This window comes from Bacillus cereus group sp. MYBK216-1 (assembly GCF_051916495.1).
In the GTDB taxonomy this organism is placed as follows: domain Bacteria; phylum Bacillota; class Bacilli; order Bacillales; family Bacillaceae_G; genus Bacillus_A; species Bacillus_A thuringiensis_K.
In genome coordinates, this window is sequence record NZ_JBQAGT010000008.1 from 127,968 (window position 1) to 153,333 (window position 25,366).

The following is a 25,366-nucleotide window of genomic DNA, read 5'->3' on the forward strand; positions in this document are numbered from 1 at the left end:
ATTTAATATTTTACTTTATTAACTATTATAAGTCAATAAAGGTTGATTTTTCAGAAGAAATTGGAAAAGAGGAATAGCTATAGAATGGGTGTTTCTTTTGTGATAGACTATGGACTATGTTTTCTTTGTAAGGAAGCGGGTTATTGTACTTTTTTATATGTGAAATTGATTTCATAAAAGATGAAATTAAAGAAGGAGAAAGAAATGAAATTGTTACAGAAAAAAGAAATTTTACTTATTAGCCTTATGTTATTCTCTATGTTCTTTGGAGCAGGGAATCTTATATTTCCACCTTTCCTTGGGTATGAAGCAGGAGAACATGTTTGGATTTCATTAGTAGGGTTTATTATATCAGCAACAGGTCTTCCTATATTAGGTGTTATCTCTATTGCAAAAGCAGGAAGCTTTCAAACGTTAGCGGGTAGGGTTCATTCTTCATTTGCAATTATTTTTCCATGTATCGTGTATGTATTTATTGGACCTGGGCTTGGTATACCACGTGCGGGAAGTTTAGCTTTTGAAATGGGGCCAGGTCAGTTATTCCCTGAAGCAGGAAACGGATTATTATTGTTTTACACAGTTATTTTCTTTAGTATTGTTTACTGGTTAAGTTTATCCCCATCTAAATTAATGGGGTTGTTTGGAAAAGTCTTGACGCCGTTATTATTATGTATGATTGCACTCATTTTTATAAAGAGTATGTTTACAACGGTAGGAGATATGAAAGAACCAATAGGGAACTATGGACAAGCTCCTATGTTTCAAGGGTTTTTAGATGGATATTTAACAATGGATGCGTTAGCTGCTTTAATCTTTGGAATTGTTATTGCAAATGCATTACGTGCAAAGGGTATTGAAGATGATAAAGGTTTAGCGAAATATATGAGTATTGCTGGAATTGGGGCAGGACTATTATTATCTATTATTTATGTCATCCTTGGATATGTGGGGGCAATTAGTGGCTCATTAGGAACATTTGATAACGGTGCGAAAGTGTTAGCACAAGTTATGATTACATTATTTGGACAGGGCGGAGTCGTTTTATTAGGTCTTATTTTTACTATCGCGTGTTTATGTGTTTCAATTGGACTTGTTACGTCTTGTAGTCAATTTTTTGCGAGTGCATTTCCGAAAGTATCTTATAAATTGTGGGCATTTATAGTAAGCGTTGTTAGTATGATCTTAGCTAATTTAGGGTTAACGCAAATTTTAAAAGTATCAGTACCAATTCTTGGATTTATTTATCCAATTGCGTTAACGCTTATTATTCTAGGGTTATTCCATCAGTATATTGGAAAGTATACATACGTATATGCAGTAACTGTTTTGGTTGTAGCGATATTTAGTGCAATTGACATTTTAAATAAAAATGTAATGATGAATCAGTGGACGTCAGCATTAAAATACATCCCGTTTTATACAGAAGGTGTTGGGTGGATTGTTCCAGCTATTGTAGGCATGTGTCTTGGTTTTATCGTTAGCATTGTTCTAAATAAGAATAAATGAGTAAAAAGGTGTTTTCCTATTTTGGGAAGACACCTTTCTTTTTTTGGAAAAATACTATTGAAAATGAATAGACTAAGAGTATGATAAAGATAATTGGTAATATATAGGTTCAATGAGAGTTACGAATGAGGGGGGAGCGTATGAAGAAGGATTTGGATAAGAAAATAGAAGCACTCGAAACGGCAATTGAAACAATTCAAGAAGCACTTGCTGAATTAAAAGTAAAGCAAAGGGAAATAGAAGTAGAAAACGCTCAGCAACATGTTAGTAAGAACAAGAAAGAATATATTGAAACGGTAATGGAGGAAAAGCCAAAAGAAGAAATAGTTAAGATAAAAGAGCCTTTGCAAGAACCTGAGGTAAAACAAGTAGATATATCGGCTTTTAAACCAGAGCCATTTAATATTATTAAGTTTTGTCAGACGTGGTTACCGCGTGTATTTGTCGGTATTATGTTGCTTGGAGTGATCTGGTTATTTAAAGCAGGGGTAGATGCTGGTTTATTAACACCAGCGATACGAATTGTGTTTGGTATCGCATTATCTATCGGGTTGTATTATATAGGAGATATTCAAATTAAAAGAGAGCGGCAAGCGTTAGGATTAGTATTAGCTGGAGGAAGTATTACCGGGATTGTTCTAACGACGTTTGCAGCACATTATTTATATGGATTTATTCCGGCCAGTGTCGCGTTTCTCTGTAATATTGCATGGGTTATTTTAGGTATTTATTTAGCGAAAAGATATCAATCGGAATATCTTACTATTTTCGTAGCGGTCGGTGCGTTCTTCGTACCATTCTTGTTAAATAGTACGACTCCTAATCCTTATATTTTCTTTGGATATGAGACAGTATTAACACTTAGTTTATTATGGTATGCGTTGAAAAATCGTTATAAATACTTATATATGATTTCTTACGCTGTTGCAGCCATTGTCCTTTTCGTTTTCTTTGCTGTTATGTCAATGTTAGTAGAGAACTTGCAAATGCAGTTAACGATTGTATATGGTTTGATTCATTTACTATTATTTTGGCATATGTTTACGGAGAGAAGTTTTATACTAGAACCACGTTTGGCGATATTTAGTGCGAATGCAGTGTTCTTTATACTAGCTATTTCAAAAATACCTGATTTTACAACATGGGGATTGATTATTAGTGCATTCGTACATGCCGCTATGTTCGTATGTGAATATAGGAAAAATAGACATTCTACATTTACAAATCTCTTATTTGGTTTCGCAATGGGAGCATTTAGTTTAGCAATTTTATATGAGTATAGTTTAGTGAATGCAGCGATTGTACTATTGTTACAAGGTTTCCTCGGCATGGTCACTTCTATTAAAGTAAAACAACAGATAAAATTGTATGTTAGTGCGACGGTTTACGCAATTGGAATGATACAGACTATTTTTAGCCCGTTTGATCAATTTATTTCGGCAGGCTTTGTTGCTCATCTTATTTTAATAGGAACGTTCTATTATTGCATGAGAGAAGCGAAAGAAGTATTAGCGAGCTTCGGTAAATATATGTATTCTATAGTGCTCTATTGGTTTATGATAATTGTATTTATTACAATTACGAGAATCGGTGAAGTTTTATCTACAGATGGAAGCGTAATTAGTGTATCAGTATCGTTATTATGGATGGTATATGCATTATTTGCGGTTTGGTTTGGAAGAAATAGAAATATGAATGAAATATTATATGCTGGTTTAGTCGTTTTAGTCGTAACGGTAGGGAAGTTATTCTTACTTGACTTACCAGAGGTATCGATGATGATTAGGGCAGTGTTATTCCTAATCGTCGGTAGTATAGGTATCGTTATTTCAAGAATGTTTTTCTCGAAGGAAGAGAAGTGAGAAGAAGGCAATCCATGTATGGATTGCCTTTTTTATTATTTCTTATTAATCGTTACAGTTTCATTATATTTCGTTGTTGTATTTTGGCGTAGACGAAGCGTTGCTTGTCCAGTTGTATTTGAATCAATCTGTACATTTACAACTTTCTCAGCAGAGCCTAAGCTGTTTGTTGTGAAAGAAAATGCACTACTATATCCGAAAGTAGATGGCCAAGTGCCGTTTGCATTTTGTACTTTAGCCACTTGTGTTCCACCAGTAGTGAAGATACCTAAAGAATAGTTGTTATACGTTGTATTAGGTAGTAAGTTATTTACTTGAATCTTCATTTGGAAAATTTCATTGTTTGGTAGAATGCTAGGGTGTGTAACGACGTAGTCGCTTGTTGTTACCGCACCGTTATAACCGTATGAACCTGGTTTAAAAGTATTTGTATTAAACCATTGATAACCTGCATTTGGTGCACTCCAAGGTTCAGGTTGTGGTTCTGTTGATAAGTTTGGCTGTTCAAATGTTTGTAGAGCTGTAGGTGAATCAAGTTGTAAACCATTTACTTGATCTAAACTTGTAAATGTCTCTTTATTTGATAACCAATTTACGATGTTTTCTAATAAAATCGCATCGTTTTCTTCTTTATAACCATCATAAGTTTTCTTTGTTTGACCAGAATCTTCACGAACGTATTTTGGCGTAGCATCTTCAACAGGAGAAGAGTCACCAATAAAGGCAGCTTTTCCAAGTCCTACTTTTGCAATTGCAGCATATGGGCCTTCTGCAATACCACCGCCATTATAAACGCCACTATCAACAGCGTTATTCCATTTTGATGGATTTTCTGGAAGGTAAACAAGTCCTTTTGCTAGTTTTGGGTTTGTAATTGCTAGAGTAGAACCAGCATGCATTGCTACAGACGAAACACCTTTTGTAATTCCGAAAGATTGTTCAGGCGATACAATTGTTTTCGCTGAAACATCACCAAGTGCATTGTAGCGGAAGCGAATACCGAAGTTGTCAGAGAGCCAATCAGAGCTTTCTACTCCTTGCATAGCTTGTGAATTTGCTTCTTCATTAGACATTCCTTTTGCTGGATTATCCCAAGCACCGCGTCTATATCCATTAAATACTTCAGAAGAGTCCCAGCGATTTTTATTACGATCTGCATTGTAATGATCAGCAATAAAGAAGATACTACCACCATTTTTTACATATTGTAACATAGCGTCCTGCTCAGATTTTTTGTAAGGAATATTAGCTTCTGGAACGATAAATACATTGTAATCTTTTAAGTCTTCGTACGTAATAGGTGTTGATTTACGAAGTTCCTTTACGTGATATCCGTTTTTTGCAATGCCGTTTCCGAAGTCAGAAAAGCCGCCGTCAATAACCCAGTCAGCTGTCCCAGCAGTTTGACCGTGTGTATTATCGAATAATACTTTCTTCCCATTGTTTTGATTTACAACTTTTGCAGCAATTTCAGGAGCTGGGTCTACAGAGCTTTCGGCATAAGTAGACGGTATGAACGAGGTCCCTATACTTAGTGTAATTGCTGTTGCTAAAGAAAATGTAATCCATTTTTTATTCTTCATAGAAGAATCCCCCTAATAATAAATATATGTGCTTTAATAATGTAATTTATTTTTCTGTAAAAATAAAGACGGAAAACATAAAAAATATTAAAAAAATGTAAAAATAAAGTGAATTTTGTTGAGAAATATTTATATAGATATAAAAACATCCCTTCCAAGTAATAAGGAAGGGATGTTTTGCTTAACTAATTTTTGAGTTAGGTGTTTCATCAATCTTATGAAACCCTTTCATGTAATATACGATTGCTAAGCCGATAAGCCAAATTGGGCCGACAATCAATGCAATTCGTGTATCTTCTGAATACGCCATTATACCTAATACTAATACAAGGAAAACGAGTGAGAAATATGAGCTTAATGGGTATAAAGGCATTTTATACGATAACTTTTGTTTATTTTGAGTAGGCAAGCTTTTACGGAATTTAATTTGAGCGACTAATATAATTCCCCAAGTCCAAATTGCACCGAAAGTTGAAATGCTAGTAAGCCATGTAAATACCTTTGCAGGTACGAGATAGTTTAATATAACACCAATTAGTAAAACGATAGCAGTTGCTACAATTCCTTGGCTTGGAATGCCATTTTTATTTAAACGACCAAATCTTTCAGGAGCTTTTTTCTGCTGAGCTAATGTATATAGCATACGGCCTGTACTAAATAAACCACCGTTACAAGAAGAAAGAGCTGCTGTTAATACGACAAAGTTAATAATACCTGCTGCTTTTGCGATACCAATTTGTTGGAATGTTAATACGAATGGACTGCCTTTCTCACCCAGTTCGTTCCATGGATAAATTGCCATCATAACGAATAATGCCCCAACGTAAAAGAGAAGAATTCTCCAAAATACGTTATCGATTGCCTTTGCGAGTGTTTTCTTCGGATTTTGAGCCTCACCAGCTGTAACACCGATTAATTCAACGCCTAAATAAGCGAATAGTACCATCTGCATGGAGAGTAGTAACCCAGAAAATCCATTTGGGAACCAGCCACCATGTGACCAAAGATTTGAAATACCAGTAGCGATACCACCGTTTCCGAATCCGAATAAAATAATACCAGCTCCGACTACTATCATACAGATAATTGTGACAATTTTAATGAGAGCAAACCAAAACTCAAGTTCTCCAAATACTTTTACCGATAAGAAGTTAAAAGCGCTCATTAATAATAGAGCAAGTAACGCCCAAGTCCAGCGCGGAATATCTGGGAACCAGTACTGCATGTAAATACCAGCTGCTGTAATTTCAGCCATACAAGTAACAACCCATAAGAACCAGTAATTCCAACCAGTAATATAGCCAGCGAGTGGTCCAATATAATCATATGCATATTTACTAAAAGAACCGGCAACAGGTTGTTCAATTGCCATTTCCCCAAGCGCTCGCATAATGAAAAAAATAACGAGTCCGGCAATCATATAGCCTAGTAAAATAGAAGGACCGGCTAGTTTAATGGCGGAAGCGGATCCTAAAAATAGCCCAACGCCAATAGCTGAGCCAAGTGACATTAAAGTAATATGTCGTTCTTTTAAACCACGATTTAAAGTTCCAGATTTGTTTGCGTGCTGCATAAGAAGAATCCCCCTTGTAGAGTGAACGATATTTGAATGCGTTTACTAAATATTTAACTATTTCAAATTATAAAACATTTCTATCTGTTATGCTACAAAAATAATCATAATGAACTGTACTGCATCTGTACTTGTCCGACTTAAACTTAAAATTCGAACTATTAGGGAATATATTGACTCTTCTTTTTATTGATTGTTAAGATTAAGTATTATATTTTCTCACATACTAGTAAGAAAAAGAATGTGTGATAATAATTCAGGTGTAGGAAGGGTACATAAGCATGTTTCAATTACAAAAATATAACACTTCTGTGAAGCAAGAGTTTTTAGCTGGCATCACAACTTTTTTTACATTTGCGTATATTCTTGTCATCAATCCAAAAATATTATCTGATGCAGGTGTACCGTTTGACCAAGCGTTTACAGCAACAATTATTGCCACTGTTGTTGGAACAGTAGGTATGGCGATTTTCGCGAATTACCCGATTGTTATTGCTCCAGCTATGGGAATGAATGCATATTTTGCTTATTCTGTTGTACAGAAGGCAGAAGGGATTACATATGTAGTTGCCTTTTCAGCTGTATTTGTAACGGGAATTATTTTTCTTTTATTATCTTTTACTTCGTTTAGGCAAAAGTTAATTTTAGCAATTCCTGATAGTTTAAAGCATGCAATTGCAGGTGGAATTGGACTATTTATTGCTTTTATTGGATTACGCCTTTCTGGAATTATCGTGGATCATCCGTCTAATTTAGTTACGATTGGTGATTTTCATTCTCCAGCTGTTATTTTAACTTTAATTGGTTTAATCTTAGCGGCGGTATTAATGGCATTACGTGTGAGCGGTGCATTATTTATTAGTATGATTGTGACAGGAATTATTGCCTTCTTTACAGGGCAATTGAAGTTTGCTGATAAAATTGTGGCGATGCCTCATTTACCAGAGGGTATTATCGTTTCAAACCCAATCAATGCCTTTTCTGATGTAATTGAATACGGATTATACGGCGTTGTATTTTCATTTTTACTTGTACTGTTATTCGATACAACAGGTGCATTACTCGGTTTAATTAAACAAGCAGGTTTAATTACAGACAATACAGAGAAGCGTTTTGGTAAAGCATTTATTGCAGATGCAATTGGCGGGACTACAGGTTCTATCTTTGGAACAAGCCCAACAGCAGCGACCATTGAATCGTCAGCAGGTATTGCTGCAGGTGGTAAAACTGGATTAACAGGGATTGTAGTTGTTGGTCTAACAATTATAACGGCATTTTTCAGTCCTGTTATTGCTTCTTTATCAAGTGTAGCTGCTATTACAGCTCCTTCATTAATTATAGTAGGTAGTTTAATGGCACAAAGCATTCGAGATATTAATTGGAATGGATTTGAAGATGCGTTACCAGCATTTTTGATCTTTATAGGTATTCCGTTAACATCTAGTATTGCAAATGGAATCGCAATTGGATTTTTAGTATATCCAGTCTTGAAAATTGTGAAGGGTAAAGGGATGGAAGTACATCCATTACTATACCTATTTGCATTCTTATTTGGATGTCATTTATTCTTATAATATAAATATAGGAGAGGGCCTTCTTATGGGAGGCCCCTTTTTTGTGTATAATAAAGTGAAACTATAGGCAGTAGGGGGATCCCCACTGTGTATTAGCCCACACCAATTGTGATAAGATGAAAACTTAAATGATTTCGTAAAATATAAATTACTTAATGGAATATATATGTTACAATAAAGATAGAGGAGGAACATGAATGGCTGTAAGTAAAATAAAAGTCGCGCGTGTTCAGTTAGATTTAACACAGCAACAATTAGCAGAAAAAGTAGGCGTTACAAGGCAAACGATTAGTTTAATTGAGAAGGGGAAATACAATCCATCTTTAGATTTATGTTTAAAAATTTGTTATGCAGTAGATAAAACGTTGAATGATTTGTTTTGGGAGGAAAAGGAGTGGTAGGATGAAAATCGTGAAAGATGAACGTTTAATGATTGAAGGGTTAAAACATATTAGATTAGCTTTCATTTTACAAAATATCGTCATACTAGCTATCGTCTTTTACCGCTATGTCTTGCAAGGGGCAGGATATGAAAGTGTTTCGGATTTATTAATGGTATTTATGAGCGGGATAATAATTATTAACTTTTTAAATCTGAAAAATTCAGTGGAAGTGTATGAGCATACGGGCGGAGTGTCGCGTCGTTATTTTATGAAGCTATTATTCATTCCGGTGGGTATTATTATTGGGATTTTAGCTATTTGTATCGTTGTAACACCAGATATTTCGATAAAGGAAATTAGTATGACAGGACTTATTATGTTTGCTTGTTTTTTAGTTCCTAGTTTGTTTATATACATATATATGAAAAAAATAAAAAGAGAAGATTGAAATATAAGAAAGGCTTTCCTGTATTGAGGAAAGCTTTTCTTATATCTTTTTATACAAAACTTTATGAAGGCCAATTGGTTCAATTTCAAAAATTTCACCATGTTCCTGAAAGCCTAAGCGCTTGTAATAGTCAGCTACAGTAATTCGGCCATTACACCATAACATATTTGCTTGACGCTCTTGTAAGATTTGTTCTGCATTCTGAATTAAGGAGCTTCCAGCGTGGTTGTTTCGAAACTCAGGTAATGTGGCCATTCCTCGTAGACGATAATGAATACCGGCTGGTAGGTCAGGATATATTTCTTTTGAGAAGGAAGCGATACTAATTAGTTCATCGTTTATAAATGCGCCTAAGTGGAAGGTGTCTGTTTCATAATCGGAAGGATATTTACAATCTGCTAATGTTTGATTGGGGCGTAAAATTTTTTGACGTAATACGTAAGTTTCAGATCCCTCAATATTTTTCACGATAATCATATTAACATCCTTTCTTATAAGGCTTTTTCTGTTAATTGTATAAAGAAATAAGCAGGTGCGGCGAGAAGTCCGAGTATGCTAGCAGTTCCGAGAAGGAGTGAAAGTAGGAGGCAAGAATATTTTATTCCATTCGATTTTTTCCATCCGTAACTACAAATCTCAATACTAACACCGATGAGAATAATGGCAATGAGTATTTCTGCTAATAATAAAAGAGCTAAAGTTACAATAGACATAATGTGATCCATCCTCATAATATGTGATAGTAACATTTTACCATATGAAGTTAAAAAAATGCCCCTCAATTATGTGAGGGGCATTTTTTTACTCTAATATGTTTTTTAGTGTATCGATATGTTCTTTTGAACCTGTTACAAGTAATGTGTCACCGTGTTGTAGTCTTGTATCACCATGTGGTATTAATGCTTTGTTACCGCGGTAGATTTGAATGACAAGTACATCACCTAAAAACGGGAGGCGGCGAAGCGCAACGCCGTTATATTTATTGCTGCGCAGTTCAACTTCACGTACTGTTTCGTTTGCTGTTGTAATTAAGCGAACGAGACTAGGTTTATCAATAAGTGCACGTAATAAAATACGTGTAGAGTTAATTGTTGAGAATACAGCGATATGTTCTTGCGTTGCTTTTTCTTGTAGAAGTGGATCTTCTACACTTGCAATAACATGTTCAACACCTAGCTCTTTTGCATGTTCTGCCAATAATAAGTTTTGTTCATCATCGCTTGTTGCAACAACGACGCGATCTGCATCAAATGCTGTTTGTTCAGTTAATGATGCGATTGTAATATCATCTAATTTCACGATAGGAAAGTCGTGTGATTTCGCTTCTTCATCATTTATTTTGTTTTGCCGCATCATATATAGCGTTACGTCATAATCTTCTCGTTTTAAATCTAGTGATAACGGAAGGGTAATTCTGCTCGCGCCAATAATAGCTACTTTTGGTTTTGGTGTTTCTACTTTTGGGAACATTTTTTTAAACAATATAGGTGCAAAAATACAAGTAATAACTGCGCTTAAAATAAGAGAGGCAGATAAACTTGGACTGATAATCCCCAGTTTTTCACCAATTTGTGCAGCCGCAATAACTAAAGAAAGTGTCGATGTTAATAAAATTGCACTTCCAAGTACGATATTACGTGGATACCATTTTCTTAAGACGAGTGATGGTAAGAGTTTCGAAATAAAGAGTCCTACAATTAAGATTGGGATCATTAGCATGCTAGAAGGTTCTTTGAAAATAGACCACACCTCTAGATTTACACCAACCATTACGAAGAAAATAGGGATGAAGAAACCATAGCCGATAGAATCAAGTTTTTCCACCATATCTTCATTTGGTGATAATAACGATACAAGTACACCTGCTAAGAAGGCTCCTAAAATATTTTCTGCTCCAACAGATTCCGATAACCCAACTAAGATTAAAATGAGTGCAAAAACAGCTCGTGTATCAATTTGTACACTACCAGCTTTTAAACTATCTAAGTATGGAATGTTTTTAAAGCGTTTTGCAATAAAGTAAATGATAATACCGGCACCGAATAGAATAAGTAAGAGCCACATACTTTGGCCGCTTTCGGAATTTAATCCGACGAAAACAGCGAGTAAAATCATTGTAACTAAATCTGCAATAACAGCAACTAATAAAATGATTTGTCCGATTGCAGTTTTTCCTAGGTTGTTCTCTTTTAATGTTGGTACAACAACACCTAAAGAAATAGTTGAAATAATTAAAGTCATGAACATTGCATTATCTACGAATCCTAGCCATACGAATAGTAATGATAGGGCATAAGATAAGATGAAAATAAATAAGAAGATAATGCTTGCTGCTTGAAATGTATTTGGTTCGTTTGTCGTATTCTTTTTCCCTTTTTGTTTAAAGATAGAAAAATCAATTTCTAAACCGCTTAAGAACATGAGGAAGATAAATCCTAATGTTGATAAAACTTGAAGCCATATATCTGGCTCAATAATATTAAACCCACTTTTACCTACAAAGATTCCTGCAATAATTTCTGCAACGACCACAGGAAGTGCTTTTAATTTAAAGCGTTGTAACAAAAGGGGAACGAAAAACGCGATTGCAACGACAACCATAAGTGATAGAACAGAAGTATGATGTTCCATTGCGTTCTCTCCCTTCAAATAAATATAGTACCTATTTAGCCATATAATAGGTAGAAAAGCAACGCATATGGATTCGATTTCATAAAGAAAGAGTTTTCTTAACATTTGTCATAATAAGTATATTTTTCATGATTATGTTGTTAATTCCGTAATGTGGATGTAATAGGGGAGAGGATAAAAAAAGGACTGCTGAGCAATCTCAGCAGTCCTTTTCATGTACATTACATTGAGAAGAAGATCCATACAGTTAAACCAACAGTTGCGGTTGCAACGAAGAAACTGTAGATCATAGTAAGAATTTGAACTCTTCCTTCTCCTTCTTTTAAATGCATGAACATAATTAATTGTAACAACGCTTGCGCAACAGCCATTATGATAATGGTAGTTAAGATCGTTGATAGTGGCAGGTTTGTGTAAAGTGCCACGTATAGAGCTAGAAACGTTAGTGCAAGCGATAAAATAAATCCGAAAACGTGTGACCAAGGGAATCCGCTATGCGCATGCCCGTTTGCTTGATTGTTATTTTGACTCATTTACGCCACCATCCCGTTCAAGTAAACTAGTGTGTAAATAAAGACCCAAACTAGATCAAGGAAATGCCAGTATAAGCTGATAATAAATACTTTACGAGCTGTAACTGGTGTTAAACCTCGTTTTAAAATTTGGATAATAACACAAATTGCCCAAATGATACCGCCTGTTACGTGGGCTCCGTGCGTTCCAAGAAGAACGAAGAATCCAGATAGGAAAGCACTTGTTTGAATTGTTGCGCCTTCACCAATATACATAATGAACTCTTCAATCTCGAAGAATAGGAAGCCTGCACCTAAAAGTAATGTAAGGACGAACCATCCAAGCATCGCTTTTTGGTTGTGCTTACGCATTTCGTGAATCACGATACCACATGTGAAACTACTTGTTAAAAGTAGTAATGTTTGAATTAAAAGCGTTTTAAGTTCAAACAGTTGTGCTGGTGTTGGACCATCTGCCGTACGACCAGCAAGTACTAGATAAGAGGCGAAAAGTGTTGCGAACAGCATAATTTCAGCCCCAAGAAAAATCCAGAATCCTAGGATATTCAATCTGCTTTGTTCGGATTGATATTCCAAAGGTAAGCTTTTATCTAAAGCCGCCATATCATTTCACCTCTCATGCTACATGTTCTGATTTTTTAATTTCATCAACACTAATATAGTAACCTTCATCGTAATCGAATGAACGATAGATTAAGCAAGCTAAAATACCAATGCCGCCGATTGCTGCAAGCCAGAACCAGCTAAATACTAATGCGAAACCTGCAAGACCGAAGAATCCAGACGCAATAATAGGCACACCAGAGTTACTTGGCATGTGAATTGGTTTGATGTCTTCTTCTGCTGGTGTAACTGTTTCCCCGCGCTTCTTCATGTACCAGAAAGCATCAGCTTCTTTAATTTCAGGAAGTTTCGCGAAGTTGTAATGTTGTACAGGAGATTGAGTAGCCCATTCAAGTGTACGGCCATCCCATGGATCTCCAGTTGTGTCACGTTCACCGTGACGAGCACTCCAAATTACGTTGTAACAAAGAAGTAGGAAACCAATACCCATCATTACCGCACCAACAGATGCGATTTGGTTTAGCCATCCCCATCCAAGACTTTCAGAGTAAGTGTACATACGACGAGTCATACCATCTAAACCTAAGAAGTACATTGGGAAGAAACAGATGTTGAATCCGCTCATAAAGATCCAGAATGTCCATTTACCTAGGCGTTCATTTAACATATGACCAGTCATTTTTGGATACCAGAATGTAAATCCAGCAAGCATAGCGAATACTGTACCTGCGATTAATACGTAGTGGAAGTGAGCAATTAAGAAGTAGCTGTTATGGTACTGATAATCAGCTGCTGCCATACCAAGCATAACCCCTGTAACCCCACCGACTACGAAGTTTGGAATAAATGCCAATGACCAAAGCATTGGAACTGTAAAACGAATACGTCCTTTATACAGCGTAAACAACCAGTTAAAGATCTTAACACCGGTTGGAATCGAAATCGCCATTGTCGAAATCGAGAAGAATGAGTTAACCGCTGGACCTGCACCCATCGTGAAGAAGTGGTGAAGCCATACGACGAAACTTAGTAAAGAAATTGCAACCATTGAGTATACCATCGCACTGTAACCGAATAGACGCTTACGTGAGAATGTACTAATGATTTCAGAGAAAATACCGAATGCCGGTAAAATAACGATATATACTTCAGGGTGACCCCATACCCAGAATAGGTTGGCCCATAACATTGGCATACCGCCGCTCGCCATCGTAAAGAAGTGAGCATCGAATAGACGGTCAAATGTCATTAATGCAAGAGCAACTGTTAATACTGGGAAAGCGAAAATAATGATAATTGTTGTAATTAAGATTGACCAAGTAAACATTGGCATTCTCATTAAAGTCATACCAGGTGTACGCATTTTTAAGATAGTAACAAGGAAGTTAATACCTGTCATTAACGTACCGAGACCTGAAATCTGTAATGCAATTGCGTAGTAGTTATTTCCTACACCAGAAGTAAACTCTGTACCTGCCATTGGGAAGTAAGAAGTCCACCCAGCGTCTGGAGAACCACCGATTACGAAAGCGATGTTGAATAACATTGCTCCGACAAAGAATAACCAGAAACTTAAAGCATTTAAGAACGGATATGCAACGTCACGAGCACCAATTTGTAATGGTACTACAAGGTTCATTAATCCCATAACGAATGGCATTGCCATGAAAAGAATCATTACTGTACCGTGTGTTGTAAAGATCCCGTTATAGTGTTCAGCGTTTAAATAAGTTGTTTCTGGGAATGTTAACTGTGCACGGATCATTAAACCATCCATACCACCACGGAATAACATGATAACCGCAGAAATAATATACATAGCTCCGATTTTTTTATGGTCAACAGTTGTCAACCATTCGTCCCAAAGCCATTTCCATTTTTTATACTTTGTTAGTACGAAAATGATTGCTAATGTCACAAGAACGATAGAAGCGTCTGCACCGTAAATAATCGGGTCACCTGTGACAAAGAATTCATCAAGCTTCACTGTGTTCACTCCAATCTGTTGGAATAATAGCTATTATTTTTTGTTTTTGTAGTAGTTGTAATCACAATATTCAAGTGATTTTGGATCTACATAACTTAAGTGGTGACTAGAGAATGTCATACGACCAACTACACCAGGTTTAACAATTTCGTTGTACTTATCTTCTGTTAGTTTAGGAGCAGTTTGTTGTACTTCTTTAACCCACTTGTCATATTTCTCTTTAGTTTTTGCTTCAACTTCGAACTCCATGTGTGTGAATCCTTCACCAGAGAAGTTCGCGCTACGACCTAGGTAAGAACCTGGCTTATCAGCTTGTAAATAAAGATCCATAATCATGCCATCCATTGTGTACTTCATACCACCAAGTTCTGGTACCCAGAAAGCATTCATTGGGCCGACAGAAGTCAGTTTGAATTGAATTGGTACACCAGCTGGGATGTTTAAATAGTTAACGGTTTCAATTTTTTCCTCTGGGTAACTGAATAACCATTTCCAGTTTGCAGATGTAACATAAATTTCAACTGGTTTAATATGTTTGGACTCTTTCGGCACCTCTTCAGAAGCATAAGTTGCTTTTACTGTTGGAATCGATAATGCGATAACGATAATAACAGGAACAAGCGTCCAAATAATTTCTAGTAATGTGTTACCGTGTTGTTCAGGTGGCTCATAGTCCATATTCTCTGGTTTTTCACGATAACGAATCAAGATGACTGTAAACAGAATGAATACAATTGCGATAATTAATGACATAAGCAAGAATGACCAAACAATTAAATCATACTGTGCTTTTGCAACAGGTCCTTGCGGATTTAATACTGCGAGTTTTTTATCACAGCCACCGAGGAACAGAAGTAATGATAACGGAAGAAGCGAAGCCAACTTCCAAAACGCTTTCTTTAGTTGCACGATTGAAAATCTCCTTTCTCCTTGGATTGAAACTATGCCAATAAAACAATATAAACCTATTAATTTATAGAAGGCAATAGTTTTTGATATATTGTTAAAAAATAGACACAAATGCACACTTTTTAAGGTGAATATCATTTGTAACTTGATTACATTGTAAACTATTTTCCAGAGAAAAACGTGATTGTGAAAATTTTAAGATAAATAAAGTTATACCAGGATATCCAAGAAATAGAAAAAAGCTATCTTATCATAAGAAAGATAGCTGAATGTTTTGTATATTTAGTTTATTTATCGTGTGACAGTTCGCGGCTGTTCAAGTGTGACAATTTTTTTATATTTAACTTGGTATAAAATGTAACAAATAATCATAAATGGAATGCCACAATAAAGAGCAATTCTTTGATCTGGAATGAAAGCCAAACTAACAAATGTAATGAAATTGAGCGAGAACGCTACGATTGGAACTAGTGGATAGAGCGGTGTACGATATTTTAAATCATTTATGTCGCCACCATTTTTCACGAAATTTCTACGGAAGAAAAACTGTGAAGCGGCGATTGACATCCAAACGACAACGGCAGCCATTGCTGCAATAGATGTTAAAACTAGAAAGACAGTATCTGCTGCAAATACACTTGTTAATAAGGAAAGGCTAGCAAAAATCAGACTGAAAATTAATGCATTTAGCGGTACACCTTTTTTAGTTAATTTCGTAAATGCTGGGCTTGCCATTCCTTGTTTTGCCATCGCCCACAGCATACGAGAATTTGCGTATAGACCAGAGTTAGCAACGGATAATACAGCTGTAATAATAACAAAGTTCATAATGTCCGCTGCATATGGGACACCGGCTACATCAAAAACAAGTACAAACGGACTTTCGACTAGATTAGCCTCTTGCCATGGGAGTAAACCTACAACAACTGATATCGCTAAGACGAAGAAGAAGAGAGTTCGCCAAATTGTATTTTTGATCGCTTTTGGAATTGTTTTTTCAGGATTTTCACTTTCTCCTGAAGCGATTCCGATTAATTCTGTTCCTTGGAAGGAGTAATTTACTGTAATCATCGTAAGAAGAACAGCTAATGCACCATTTGGAAATAGCCCGCCATTTTCAGTGAAATTATGAAGCATCGGAGCTGGCTTTCCATTAAAGTCTAGTAAACCGAACATAACAGCCCCACCAAGTACAATGAAAATAACGATTGTTGCGACTTTTACACTTGCGAACCAAAACTCTGCTTCTGCATATGCTTTTGCTGATAAAGCGTTTACGAGGAAGAGCGCTGCTGCAAATGTAACGCACCAAATCCATGAAGAAACGTCTGGAAACCAGCGTTTCATTAAAATACTTACAGTTGTTAACTCTACACCAACTGTAACAGCCCAATTTAACCAATACATCCAACCGACAACAAATCCAAAACCAGGTGAAATGAATTTGCTTGCATAGCTTTGGAATGAACCTGCTTCTGGCATAGCAACAGATAATTCACCAAGACATAACATCGTTAAATACATAACAAATCCACCTACTAAAAATGCAAGAATAGCGCCACCAGGTCCGGCATTATGGACGATTTGACCAGATCCCATAAATAGCCCGGTTCCGATAACACCACCGAGTGCAATCATAAATAGGTGTCTACTTTTCATTGTTCGTTTTAAATTTGTTTGTTCAATTTGTTGATTCATATGCCCCTCACCCCGTATTTTCTTGAATGTGTGAACTTCATTTTATTCTGAGTTTTTAATCATTAGTGGGGGATGCAACACACACTCGGTTTATTTGCTATGAAATGAATGGAGTATGTAAAAAACGAACTATGACTAAATACTCTAAGAATGTTTGTTAACATGGTGATATCTTCACTATGTTAACAATTTTGATTTTAGCAAAATATTCTGGAAATGTATATTTATTTTTCTTTTTATTAAAAATAATTAGAATTTTTACAATTAATTTTATGAGCGATAATTCACATGATCTTTCTAGCAAACTAGTAAGAAGAAAGGTACAATGATAAGAGTTGTGTCTGTAAAATAATAATTAATGGAGTTTTGTTTATAATGAAAAAGTTAAAATATCTTTTTGTTTTTGGTATTATACTTGTTGCTGCATTTTTTATAGGGAAAGATAAAATCATGCAAAAGGCGCAAGTTTTACGCTTAGAGTTTCTATCTGAAATGAAAGAAGCAGCTATGATTGAAGATGTTCCGTTTATTAAACAATTACCAGAATTACCTCGAGGATGTGAAGTGACAAGTTTAGCTATGTTGCTGCAATATAAAGGTGTACAAGTAGATAAGATGCAACTTGCTAGCGAAATTTATCGTGTTCCATTTGAACAAAATGGTTTGCGTGGAAATCCTTACGAGGGATTTGTAGGAAATATTTATACAAAGGCAAAGCCTGGATATGGTGTATACAATAAACCAATCTTTGATTTAGCAGAAAAATATGTTCCTGAAAAAGTAATTAATTTAACAGGTAGAGACATGCAAGATATATATAAAGTAATTAGTTCTGGCTCCCCGGTATGGGTCATTATTAATACGACGTTTAAGCCGCTAGCTGAAAGTAGTTTTGAAACATGGAATACGAGTTCAGGCGAAGTGAAAATTACATATTATGAGCATAGTGCAGTAGTAATTGGATATGATCAAAACTTTGTATATGTAAATGATCCTCTGAAAAATAATCCACGTTTGGCTGTTCCACGAGCAGAATTTGAGAAAGCTTGGGAGCAAATGGGAAAACAAGCGATTACTATTTTATAATAAAGAAAAAGTCATCTTTTGGATGGCTTTTTCTTTTTGTTTTATTGTAATTGAAAATTCAGAAGATTCTTTTAAAAGTTAACAATTCACGTTATAATAACATTTAACTTGGTGAAGAAGGAGTGAAGGGGTATGGATGTTGCAAAGGAACTTGTTTTGTCAAAAAATCAGTTAGTTGAGTGGAGAAGGCATTTTCATAAGTATCCAGAGTTATCTTTTCAAGAAGAAAAAACATCGCAGTTTGTGTTCGATATACTTCGGAAATGCCCATATTTAGAAGTGTCACGGCCGACTAAATATAGTGTGATGGCAAAGTTAGTAGGTAAACAGCCGGGCAAAACAGTTGCGGTTCGAGCCGATATGGATGCTCTTCCTATTCATGAAGAAAATGAGTTTGACTTTATTTCTAAATATCCGGGTGTAATGCATGCATGTGGCCATGATGGACATATAGCGATATTACTTGGGGTTGTACATAAGTTAGTAGAAGCAAGAGAGAAGATTAAAGGGGAGATTCGTTTTCTATTCCAACATGCTGAAGAAAATTTTCCTGGTGGTGCAGAGGAAATGATTGCGGCAGGTGTAATGGAAGGTGTGGATTATATCATTGGTGCTCACCTTTGGGCGTCGTTAGAGGTTGGGAAAATAGGCGTTATTTATGGTCCTGCAATGGCTGCACCGGATGTTTTTAAAATTAGGATAGAGGGAAAAGGTGGACATGCTGGAATCCCTCATGAAACGGTAGATAGTATCGCAATCGGTACACAAGTCGTTTCGCAACTTCAGCAAATTGTATCTCGCCTCACGAATCCATTAGATTCTCTCGTAATATCCGTTACGCAATTTCATGCGGGGACAACTCATAATGTAATACCAGAGCAAGCGGAGATTGAAGGGACAGTGAGGAGTTTAAGACATGAGTTACGAGGTGAAACAGAGAAGAAGATTGAGCGGATTGTGAAGCATATTACGGAATCTTACGGAGCGAAATATACGTTTTCTTATGAATATGGATATCGACCAGTTGTAAATAATTATGAAGTTACAGAGCTTATTGAACAAACGGCATTACAACTTTATGGAAGAGATAGAGTTGTTCGTTTGCAGCCGACGATGGCTGGAGAAGATTTTTCAGCGTTTTTACAAAAGGCACCAGGGGCATTCTTTTTTATCGGAGCGGGAAATAAAGAGAAAGGTATTATATATCCTCATCATCACCCTCGTTTTACGATTGACGAAGATGCATTACCGATTGGAGTGGAAGTCTTTGTATCAGCCATTATGAACTTTATAAGTAAAGGAGAATGAGATGAAGAAAATACACATTCTAGCGCTTATCCCAGTTCTTTGTTTAGTAGTTGGGCCAATATTTGCGAATTCAGTTACTCCTTACGTATTAGGGATGCCATTTTTATTATTTTGGGTATTATTATCAGTGTTTATTACATCTCTTTGTATGGGGCTTGTGTACGTGTTTGATCCTGCTAATAAGGAGGATGTAAAATGACTGCATTACTTATCATTATTTTATTTTTGTTTCTCGCACTATTTTTAGGGATTCGGGCACAACATGGAAAAGATATGAATTTAGAGCAATGGTCAGTTGGGGGAAGAGGATTTGGCACTATTTTTGTTTTTCTCCTGATGGCAGGTGAGATTTATACGACGTTTACATTTTTAGGGGGAAGCGGCTGGGCGTATAGTAAAGGAGCACCTACCTTTTATATTTTGGGATATGGTGCTTTAGCTTATCTTTTATCGTATTTTTTATTACCACCAATTTGGAAGTATGCGAAAGAGCATAACCTTGTTTCGCAGTCGGATTTTTTTGCGAAGAAATATAGAAGTAAAGCTCTTGGACTTATTGTTTCAGTTGTTGGTGTTGTTTCCATCATCCCATATCTTGTTTTACAGTTAAAGGGACTAGGGATTATCGTTTCAGAAGCTTCTTACGGAAGGGTGTCACCTGTTGTTGCAGTATGGATTGGTGCTATTGTTATAACTATATATGTAATGGTTTCAGGTATACACGGTTCGGCTTGGACGGCTGCTTTGAAGGATATTATGATACTGTTTATCGTTATGTTTTTAGGTATATATTTACCGTATCATTATTATGGAGGATTTCAGCCTATGTTTGAGGCTGTAGAAGCAGCGAAGCCGGGATTTTTATCTTTACCTGAAGAAGGAATGAGTATTTCTTGGTTTGTTTCTACTATTATATTAACGGCCCTAGGTTTTTATATGTGGCCTCATACATTTGCTTCTGCTTTTTCTGCAAAAAATGAAAAAGTATTTCGTAAAAATGCAGCAATTATGCCATTGTATTCTTTAGTGTTACTTTTCGTATTTTTTGCAGGGTTTGCTGCTATATTGCAAGTTCCTGGGTTAAAGGGAGCGGATGTGGATCTTTCGTTATTCCGTCTTGCTTTACAAACTTTTGATCCTTGGTTTATTGGAATTATTGGTAGTGCGGGAGTATTAACGGCGTTAGTTCCAGGCTCTATGCTTGTTATGGCGGCTTCTACACTGTTAGCGAAAAATATTTATCGAACGATGGTTCCATCTGCTTCAGATAGACAAGTTGCTAAAGCTGCAAAGTTATTTGTACCTGTAGTAACGCTCGTAGCAGTTTTATTTACATTTAAAGGAGGAGAAACAATAGGAGCCCTTCTATTAATGGGGTACAGTATTGTTACACAACTTTTCCCTGCACTTGTATGTAGCTTGTTTCCACGTCAGGTTATTACGAAGCAAGGAGCGATTGCAGGAATGGGAATGGGGTTATTAGTTGTTGCATATATCACTTTATCGGGCTCTAATATAGCTACGATGTTTCCGAGTTTTCCGCAGTCTATAAAAGATTTAAATGTAGGTATAGTCGCATTGTTAATTAATATGATTGTGATGTTTGTAGTTAGTGGATTTACAAAAAGTGTATCTATAAAGAAAAACAGCATAATAGTAGAAAAGTAATTCGTTTATTAGAGCTATCTTTGAAAAGAGATAGCTCTTTTTTGTATATATTTTCTTCTATTAGCGGAATCTAACTAAAAACTTGTTGAAAAGGAAGTTAGGTGGGGAAATTGTTAGAGCTTGAAGGTAACTTATTTGAAGTTATGAAAGAAATTAGGGATGAGTTAGGTTCACCTAATGATTTAACAATTAGAGAAGTTGCTCTTGCTGGGAGTTTTACACGTTGTGCGGTTGTGTTTTTATGTGGGTTAACAGACAAGGATAATGTTTATAAATATGTCGTTCGTACGCTGCAATACGAAGAAATTCCAAGTGAGGAAGCCGTTGTTCAAACGTTATTGGATCGTTTTATTTCTATCGCAGAAGTTGGTGTAAAGACGAAGTTTCCAGACATTATGAATGCGATTTTAGCGGGAGATACAGTTATATTAATTGATAATATTCAAACTGCTATCGTTATTAATAGTAGGGCTTGGGAGAAGAGAAGTTTAGAACCACCAGTGACAGAAGATTTAATACGTGGACCGAGGATCGGATTAAATGAAGATATTAACGTGAATAAAATGTTAATTCGCCGTAGTTTACGTGACCCAAAGCTGAGATTTCAATCTTATATTATAGGGAAGAGATCCCAAAAAGAAGTAACTTTAGTATATGTAGAAGACGTTATTAATCCTTACATTGTAAAAGAGTTAGATCGGCGTCTTCAATCAATAGTGACAGATGTCGTTTTTGAGACGGGAACGATTGAGCAGTTAATTCAAGATAATAATTTGTCACCGTTTCCACAATTTTTGAACACAGAAAGGCCTGATAATATTGTGGCCTCATTAATGAAAGGTAAGGCGGCTATTTTAGTGGATGGATCACCGTTTGCTCTTATTGCGCCATTAGTATTTGTTGATATTTTTCAATCTGTGGAAGATCATTATGAGCGCTGGGTAATTGGGACTTTATTAAGAATTTTGCGGATGGGTTCTGGTATAATTGCGATTTTAATGCCAGCGATGTATGTAGCGCTCGTCTCATATCATCAAGGACTTATTCCTTCTAAATTGGCTTATTCAATTGCTGGAGCAAGAGAAGGGGTTCCGTTTCCTGCATATATTGAAACGTTAATGATGGCATTAACGATGGAGCTAATACGAGAAGCAGGAATTAGGTTGCCGAAACCGATGGGGCAAACAATTGGGATTGTAGGTGGTCTTGTAATTGGAGAGGCAGCGGTGAATGCAGGAATTGTAAATCCATTTTTAGTTATCATTATTGCGGTTACAGCTATTGCTACATTTTCACTTCCAGTGTATAGCATCACAATTACGTTTCGGATTTTACTTTTCGTCTTTGTATTAGCAGCAACGGCTTTTGGGTTGTATGGAATCATTCTAGCTCTTATTGCGCTTGCTGTTCATATTACAAATTTAACAAGTGTTGGTGTACCGTATACAACTCCAATTGCTCCTGCATTTTATAAAGATTGGAAAGAGGAGTTTATTCGCATGCCAAAATCAATGTTGAAAGAGAGACCGGAATATTTACAAACGAAAGATTCTACAGTACGTCCAAAGGAGCGAAAATAATTGAAACCATTTGAGTATGGCGATGAAGAAATTGGATCTCGGGAAATTGGGTTTGCGGTATCATCGACCATTATTGGTATAGGAGCATTATCTATGCCAAGGGATATTGCTAACCAAACTTTATTTTCAGATGGTTGGATTATTTTGCTTTTGGGTGGATTGATATGTGCAGTTTTAGGCTGGTTTGTAACGAGGGTGGCTATTTTATTTCCAAAACAAAACTTTGTTCAATATACGAGTGCACATTTGACAAAGCCGGTAGCATACACGATTAGTATGGTTTTAGTATTAACGTTTGCTGCTTTGACAGCATATGAATCGCGAATGATTTCAATTATTTCTCAAACGTATTTATTTAGTGAGACACCGATACAACTACTGTCTTTCTTCTTCTTACTAGTTGTTATTTACGGAATAGCAGGATCAAGAGCGGCCTTATTAAGGTTAAATGTTCTATTTTTACCTATTGTTTTAATTGCGATAGTGCTTCTTTCTTTATTGAATATAAATTTAATGGAAATAAACAATTTATTTCCAGCTTTTCAAACGGAAGTAAGTCAGTACGCTGTTGGGGTTAAAAATTCTATATTCACATTTATTGGATTTGAGGTAGCTCTGTTTTATGCTGTGTTGTTGAATGATAAGACAGCGAAAAAGGCACCAATGGCAGTTGCAAAAGCCGTGATAGTAAATGTGCTCTCATATATTTTAATTTATGTAACTTGTATTAGTGTTTTTACGTATATGACAACTCGTGGATTGACATATCCAACAATTGAATTAGGGAAAGAAATTGAAATTGGTGGAGGCTTTTTAGAAAGGTTCGATGCAATTTTTTTTACGACTTGGATTATTACTATTTATAACACTACAGCAATGTATTATGACGTCGCATCTTTATTGTTTTGTGCCATGTTTCCGAAAGTGAAGAAACATATTTTTATTTTCGGAAGCGCGCCTCTGATTTTTATGCTGAATATGCTCCCTGGTAATTTAGATACGTTATCAAGTTACGGAACGTATTTAGCGTGGATAGATATGGGGTTTGTCGTATTAGCTCCTTTGCTAGTTTTTATTGTATATAAAATGAAAAGAAGGAATGGTAGAAATGAAAAACCTTCTTAAAATTATAATGGTTATGGTTTTAGCTGGATTTATAAGTGGGTGTTCTGAACTAGAAGAAATAGAAGAAAGAGGATTTGTAGTAGGCGCAGCTTACGATATTGTGAAGAAAAAGAAATCAAATCCGATTATGAAAGGGACGTATCAGATGGTACTTCCCAGTAAGTTAGCACAACAAGGTGGACAGGGCGATGGAGATAGTGAAAATTATATTAACGTAAGTGCGAAAGCAGATAGCGTCTTCGAGCAAATAAGAATAATTGCTAAAAAAATTAGTCGAACATTATTTTTTCCGCATATACAAGTCATTATTTTTTCGGATGAATTACTAGCGAATCCGTATGTTTTGCAAAATACGTTAGATGTATATTTTCGTGATCATGAAATGAGAAGAAATATTCGTTTGTTCGTTTCCAAGAAAAATGCAGAATCTATTTTAAAACAGAGCGCCAAACCTGAAAACTTACCGGCGCAGTACATTGATATGTTAGCTGAACATCCTCCGAAAAACGCTCAAATGATTGAGGCGGCGAGAATTGGTGAGGTACAAGGGAAAATGATCGCAGATCGAAGTTTTGCATTACCTCTCTTAGGATTAACTAAACAAGGAGTACAAATGGAAGGAGCGGCATTGATCCGTGGAAAGGATAATAAGTGCGTTGGAACTTTGAGTGGAGAACAAACATTAGGAATGAACTATGTAATAGGTAAAAAAATTGGAGGTTTCTTTACTGTTCGTAAAAAGAATCAGCTCATTACATATGAAATTCATAAGTTGCGCCGAAAGATTCAGGTGTCTACTGAAAATGCTACAAAACCGAAGTTTGATATTCATTTGTCCACAGAAGGCATATTAGCTGAGTTACATTTTAATGAACCGAAACAAGTGATGAATGAAAAGTTTTTAAAGAAAGAGATTTCAAAGGAAATGAAGAAGCGTATTGAAAAGTCTATACAGCTTGTTCAAAAAAAATATAAGGTAGATGTATTGGAATTAGGAGAGGTATATAAGAGGCATAATTATAAAGAGTGGAAGAAAATTAGTAAGAATTGGGATCAAGGTCAGAATTATTTTAGTAATGCTGAAATTAATGTTCACGTTGATCCAACAATTGAACATTCAGGTTCAGCATTACCAAAGAAAGTGAAGTAAGGTGATGGAAGTTGTTTACTGGATTAGGAATTAGTTGCACAATATTAATAGCGATTCTTCCAGGAGCCATATACTTTATTCATAAGAAACTCACAACGTATGGAGCGCAACCTTGGAATACTGATGTGCAAAAAAAGAAACCTGAATGATTTCAGGTTTCTTTTATACAAAGCATATGTGAAGGGGGATACCTTCTAT

22 protein-coding genes are annotated in these 25,366 nt (G+C 35.9%); 12 read left to right on the plus strand and 10 right to left on the minus strand.

All coding sequences use genetic code 11. The annotated features are described in order from the left end of the window. The first annotated feature begins 204 nt into the window (after positions 1-204). On the plus strand, positions 205-1,506 hold the full coding sequence (brnQ1, locus tag ACTFRH_RS23890; protein ID WP_000771693.1) for a branched-chain amino acid transport system II carrier protein BrnQ1: 1,302 nt from the start codon (positions 205-207) through the stop codon (positions 1,504-1,506). Between the two features lie 140 nt (positions 1,507-1,646). After that, positions 1,647-3,368, plus strand: coding sequence for a DUF2339 domain-containing protein (locus tag ACTFRH_RS23895; protein WP_000710922.1), 1,722 nt, complete (start codon positions 1,647-1,649; stop codon positions 3,366-3,368). Positions 3,369-3,403: 35 nt separating this feature from the next. On the opposite strand, the gene ACTFRH_RS23900 is transcribed toward ACTFRH_RS23895, so the two are convergent. Both ACTFRH_RS23900 and ACTFRH_RS23905 read right to left on the minus strand, forming a co-directional pair. Continuing rightward, positions 3,404-4,951 (minus strand): DNA-binding protein, encoded by a 1,548-nt coding sequence (locus ACTFRH_RS23900; protein WP_000791506.1) that lies wholly within the window; start codon positions 4,949-4,951, stop codon positions 3,404-3,406. A 181-nt stretch (positions 4,952-5,132) separates the two neighbouring features. Beyond that, positions 5,133-6,524: an amino acid permease gene (locus ACTFRH_RS23905; protein ID WP_001163362.1), complete on the minus strand. Its 1,392-nt coding sequence runs from the start codon at positions 6,522-6,524 to the stop codon at positions 5,133-5,135. 281 nt (positions 6,525-6,805) lie between these two features. Here ACTFRH_RS23905 and ACTFRH_RS23910 point away from each other — a divergent pair, with 281 nt between their 5' ends. The 3 genes from ACTFRH_RS23910 (at position 6,806) to ACTFRH_RS23920 (ending at position 8,929) form a co-directional block, all read left to right on the plus strand. Next, the gene (locus ACTFRH_RS23910; protein ID WP_000487185.1) at positions 6,806-8,098 is read left to right on the plus strand and encodes an NCS2 family permease; all 1,293 of its coding nucleotides are present in this window, start codon (positions 6,806-6,808) and stop codon (positions 8,096-8,098) included. A 197-nt stretch (positions 8,099-8,295) separates the two neighbouring features. Further along, positions 8,296-8,499 (plus strand): helix-turn-helix transcriptional regulator, encoded by a 204-nt coding sequence (locus ACTFRH_RS23915; protein WP_000301183.1) that lies wholly within the window; start codon positions 8,296-8,298, stop codon positions 8,497-8,499. Between the two features lies 1 nt (position 8,500). Further along, the gene (locus ACTFRH_RS23920; RefSeq protein WP_440048817.1) at positions 8,501-8,929 is read left to right on the plus strand and encodes a hypothetical protein; all 429 of its coding nucleotides are present in this window, start codon (positions 8,501-8,503) and stop codon (positions 8,927-8,929) included. A gap of 39 nt (positions 8,930-8,968) precedes the next feature. Here the strand turns inward: ACTFRH_RS23920 and ACTFRH_RS23925 are convergent, their stop codons facing one another. The 8 genes from ACTFRH_RS23925 to ACTFRH_RS23960 all read right to left on the minus strand — a co-directional run bounded on the left by ACTFRH_RS23925 (position 8,969) and on the right by ACTFRH_RS23960 (position 17,251). After that, positions 8,969-9,406 (minus strand): GNAT family N-acetyltransferase, encoded by a 438-nt coding sequence (locus tag ACTFRH_RS23925; protein WP_000587679.1) that lies wholly within the window; start codon positions 9,404-9,406, stop codon positions 8,969-8,971. Between the two features lie 14 nt (positions 9,407-9,420). Beyond that, a complete protein-coding gene (locus ACTFRH_RS23930) occupies positions 9,421-9,678 on the minus strand; it encodes a DUF4022 family protein (protein WP_003300023.1) in 258 nt (85 codons plus the stop codon). A gap of 52 nt (positions 9,679-9,730) precedes the next feature. Continuing rightward, on the minus strand, positions 9,731-11,560 hold the full coding sequence (locus tag ACTFRH_RS23935) for a monovalent cation:proton antiporter family protein (protein WP_000399958.1): 1,830 nt from the start codon (positions 11,558-11,560) through the stop codon (positions 9,731-9,733). A 221-nt stretch (positions 11,561-11,781) separates the two neighbouring features. Beyond that, positions 11,782-12,093: a cytochrome aa3 quinol oxidase subunit IV gene (gene qoxD / locus ACTFRH_RS23940; protein WP_000081349.1), complete on the minus strand. Its 312-nt coding sequence runs from the start codon at positions 12,091-12,093 to the stop codon at positions 11,782-11,784. After that, a complete protein-coding gene (qoxC, locus tag ACTFRH_RS23945) occupies positions 12,094-12,696 on the minus strand; it encodes a cytochrome aa3 quinol oxidase subunit III (protein WP_000729317.1) in 603 nt (200 codons plus the stop codon). Positions 12,697-12,709: 13 nt separating this feature from the next. Then, positions 12,710-14,644: a cytochrome aa3 quinol oxidase subunit I gene (qoxB, locus tag ACTFRH_RS23950; RefSeq protein ID WP_000762377.1), complete on the minus strand. Its 1,935-nt coding sequence runs from the start codon at positions 14,642-14,644 to the stop codon at positions 12,710-12,712. Positions 14,645-14,677: 33 nt separating this feature from the next. Continuing rightward, entirely contained in the window at positions 14,678-15,553 is an 876-nt protein-coding gene (locus ACTFRH_RS23955; RefSeq protein ID WP_001176167.1) for a cytochrome aa3 quinol oxidase subunit II, read from the minus strand. A gap of 291 nt (positions 15,554-15,844) precedes the next feature. After that, the gene (locus ACTFRH_RS23960; protein ID WP_001075768.1) at positions 15,845-17,251 is read right to left on the minus strand and encodes an amino acid permease; all 1,407 of its coding nucleotides are present in this window, start codon (positions 17,249-17,251) and stop codon (positions 15,845-15,847) included. A 375-nt stretch (positions 17,252-17,626) separates the two neighbouring features. On the opposite strand from ACTFRH_RS23960, the gene ACTFRH_RS23965 reads away from it, so the two are divergent. The 7 genes from ACTFRH_RS23965 to gerLC all read left to right on the plus strand — a co-directional run bounded on the left by ACTFRH_RS23965 (position 17,627) and on the right by gerLC (position 25,168). Next, on the plus strand, positions 17,627-18,337 hold the full coding sequence (locus ACTFRH_RS23965) for a C39 family peptidase (RefSeq protein ID WP_000734496.1): 711 nt from the start codon (positions 17,627-17,629) through the stop codon (positions 18,335-18,337). Between the two features lie 132 nt (positions 18,338-18,469). Further along, the gene (locus tag ACTFRH_RS23970) at positions 18,470-19,645 is read left to right on the plus strand and encodes an amidohydrolase (RefSeq protein WP_000382121.1); all 1,176 of its coding nucleotides are present in this window, start codon (positions 18,470-18,472) and stop codon (positions 19,643-19,645) included. Position 19,646: 1 nt separating this feature from the next. Continuing rightward, positions 19,647-19,844, plus strand: a complete 198-nt coding sequence (locus ACTFRH_RS23975; protein WP_000719836.1) for a DUF3311 domain-containing protein — start codon at positions 19,647-19,649, stop codon at positions 19,842-19,844. Continuing rightward, positions 19,841-21,313, plus strand: coding sequence for a sodium:solute symporter family protein (locus ACTFRH_RS23980; protein WP_000125940.1), 1,473 nt, complete (start codon positions 19,841-19,843; stop codon positions 21,311-21,313). Before ACTFRH_RS23975 ends, ACTFRH_RS23980 begins: the two co-directional genes overlap by 4 nt. 101 nt (positions 21,314-21,414) lie before the next feature. After that, complete coding sequence (gene gerLA, locus ACTFRH_RS23985; RefSeq protein WP_003300032.1) at positions 21,415-22,893, plus strand: spore germination protein GerLA; 1,479 nt, start codon at positions 21,415-21,417, stop codon at positions 22,891-22,893. After that, positions 22,894-24,018, plus strand: a complete 1,125-nt coding sequence (gene gerLB / locus ACTFRH_RS23990; RefSeq protein WP_000801999.1) for a spore germination protein GerLB — start codon at positions 22,894-22,896, stop codon at positions 24,016-24,018. After that, a complete protein-coding gene (gerLC, locus tag ACTFRH_RS23995; RefSeq protein ID WP_000793363.1) occupies positions 24,002-25,168 on the plus strand; it encodes a spore germination protein GerLC in 1,167 nt (388 codons plus the stop codon). Before gerLB ends, gerLC begins: the two co-directional genes overlap by 17 nt. Positions 25,169-25,366 lie beyond the last annotated feature (198 nt).

Coding starts and splice junctions, on each gene's coding strand:
- ACTFRH_RS23980 (WP_000125940.1), top strand. CDS start 19,841: ATGACTGCATTACTTATCATTATTTTATTTTTGTTTCTCGCACTATTT.
- ACTFRH_RS23900 (WP_000791506.1), bottom strand. CDS start 4,951: ATGAAGAATAAAAAATGGATTACATTTTCTTTAGCAACAGCAATTACA.
- ACTFRH_RS23930 (WP_003300023.1), bottom strand. CDS start 9,678: ATGTTACTATCACATATTATGAGGATGGATCACATTATGTCTATTGTA.
- qoxD (WP_000081349.1), bottom strand. CDS start 12,093: ATGAGTCAAAATAACAATCAAGCAAACGGGCATGCGCATAGCGGATTC.
- ACTFRH_RS23895 (WP_000710922.1), top strand. CDS start 1,647: ATGAAGAAGGATTTGGATAAGAAAATAGAAGCACTCGAAACGGCAATT.
- ACTFRH_RS23920 (WP_440048817.1), top strand. CDS start 8,501: ATGAAAATCGTGAAAGATGAACGTTTAATGATTGAAGGGTTAAAACAT.
- ACTFRH_RS23915 (WP_000301183.1), top strand. CDS start 8,296: ATGGCTGTAAGTAAAATAAAAGTCGCGCGTGTTCAGTTAGATTTAACA.
- ACTFRH_RS23960 (WP_001075768.1), bottom strand. CDS start 17,251: ATGAATCAACAAATTGAACAAACAAATTTAAAACGAACAATGAAAAGT.
- ACTFRH_RS23975 (WP_000719836.1), top strand. CDS start 19,647: ATGAAGAAAATACACATTCTAGCGCTTATCCCAGTTCTTTGTTTAGTA.
- gerLC (WP_000793363.1), top strand. CDS start 24,002: ATGAAAAACCTTCTTAAAATTATAATGGTTATGGTTTTAGCTGGATTT.
- ACTFRH_RS23965 (WP_000734496.1), top strand. CDS start 17,627: ATGAAAAAGTTAAAATATCTTTTTGTTTTTGGTATTATACTTGTTGCT.
- ACTFRH_RS23910 (WP_000487185.1), top strand. CDS start 6,806: ATGTTTCAATTACAAAAATATAACACTTCTGTGAAGCAAGAGTTTTTA.
- ACTFRH_RS23970 (WP_000382121.1), top strand. CDS start 18,470: ATGGATGTTGCAAAGGAACTTGTTTTGTCAAAAAATCAGTTAGTTGAG.
- ACTFRH_RS23905 (WP_001163362.1), bottom strand. CDS start 6,524: ATGCAGCACGCAAACAAATCTGGAACTTTAAATCGTGGTTTAAAAGAA.
- qoxC (WP_000729317.1), bottom strand. CDS start 12,696: ATGGCGGCTTTAGATAAAAGCTTACCTTTGGAATATCAATCCGAACAA.
- ACTFRH_RS23935 (WP_000399958.1), bottom strand. CDS start 11,560: ATGGAACATCATACTTCTGTTCTATCACTTATGGTTGTCGTTGCAATC.
- brnQ1 (WP_000771693.1), top strand. CDS start 205: ATGAAATTGTTACAGAAAAAAGAAATTTTACTTATTAGCCTTATGTTA.
- ACTFRH_RS23925 (WP_000587679.1), bottom strand. CDS start 9,406: ATGATTATCGTGAAAAATATTGAGGGATCTGAAACTTACGTATTACGT.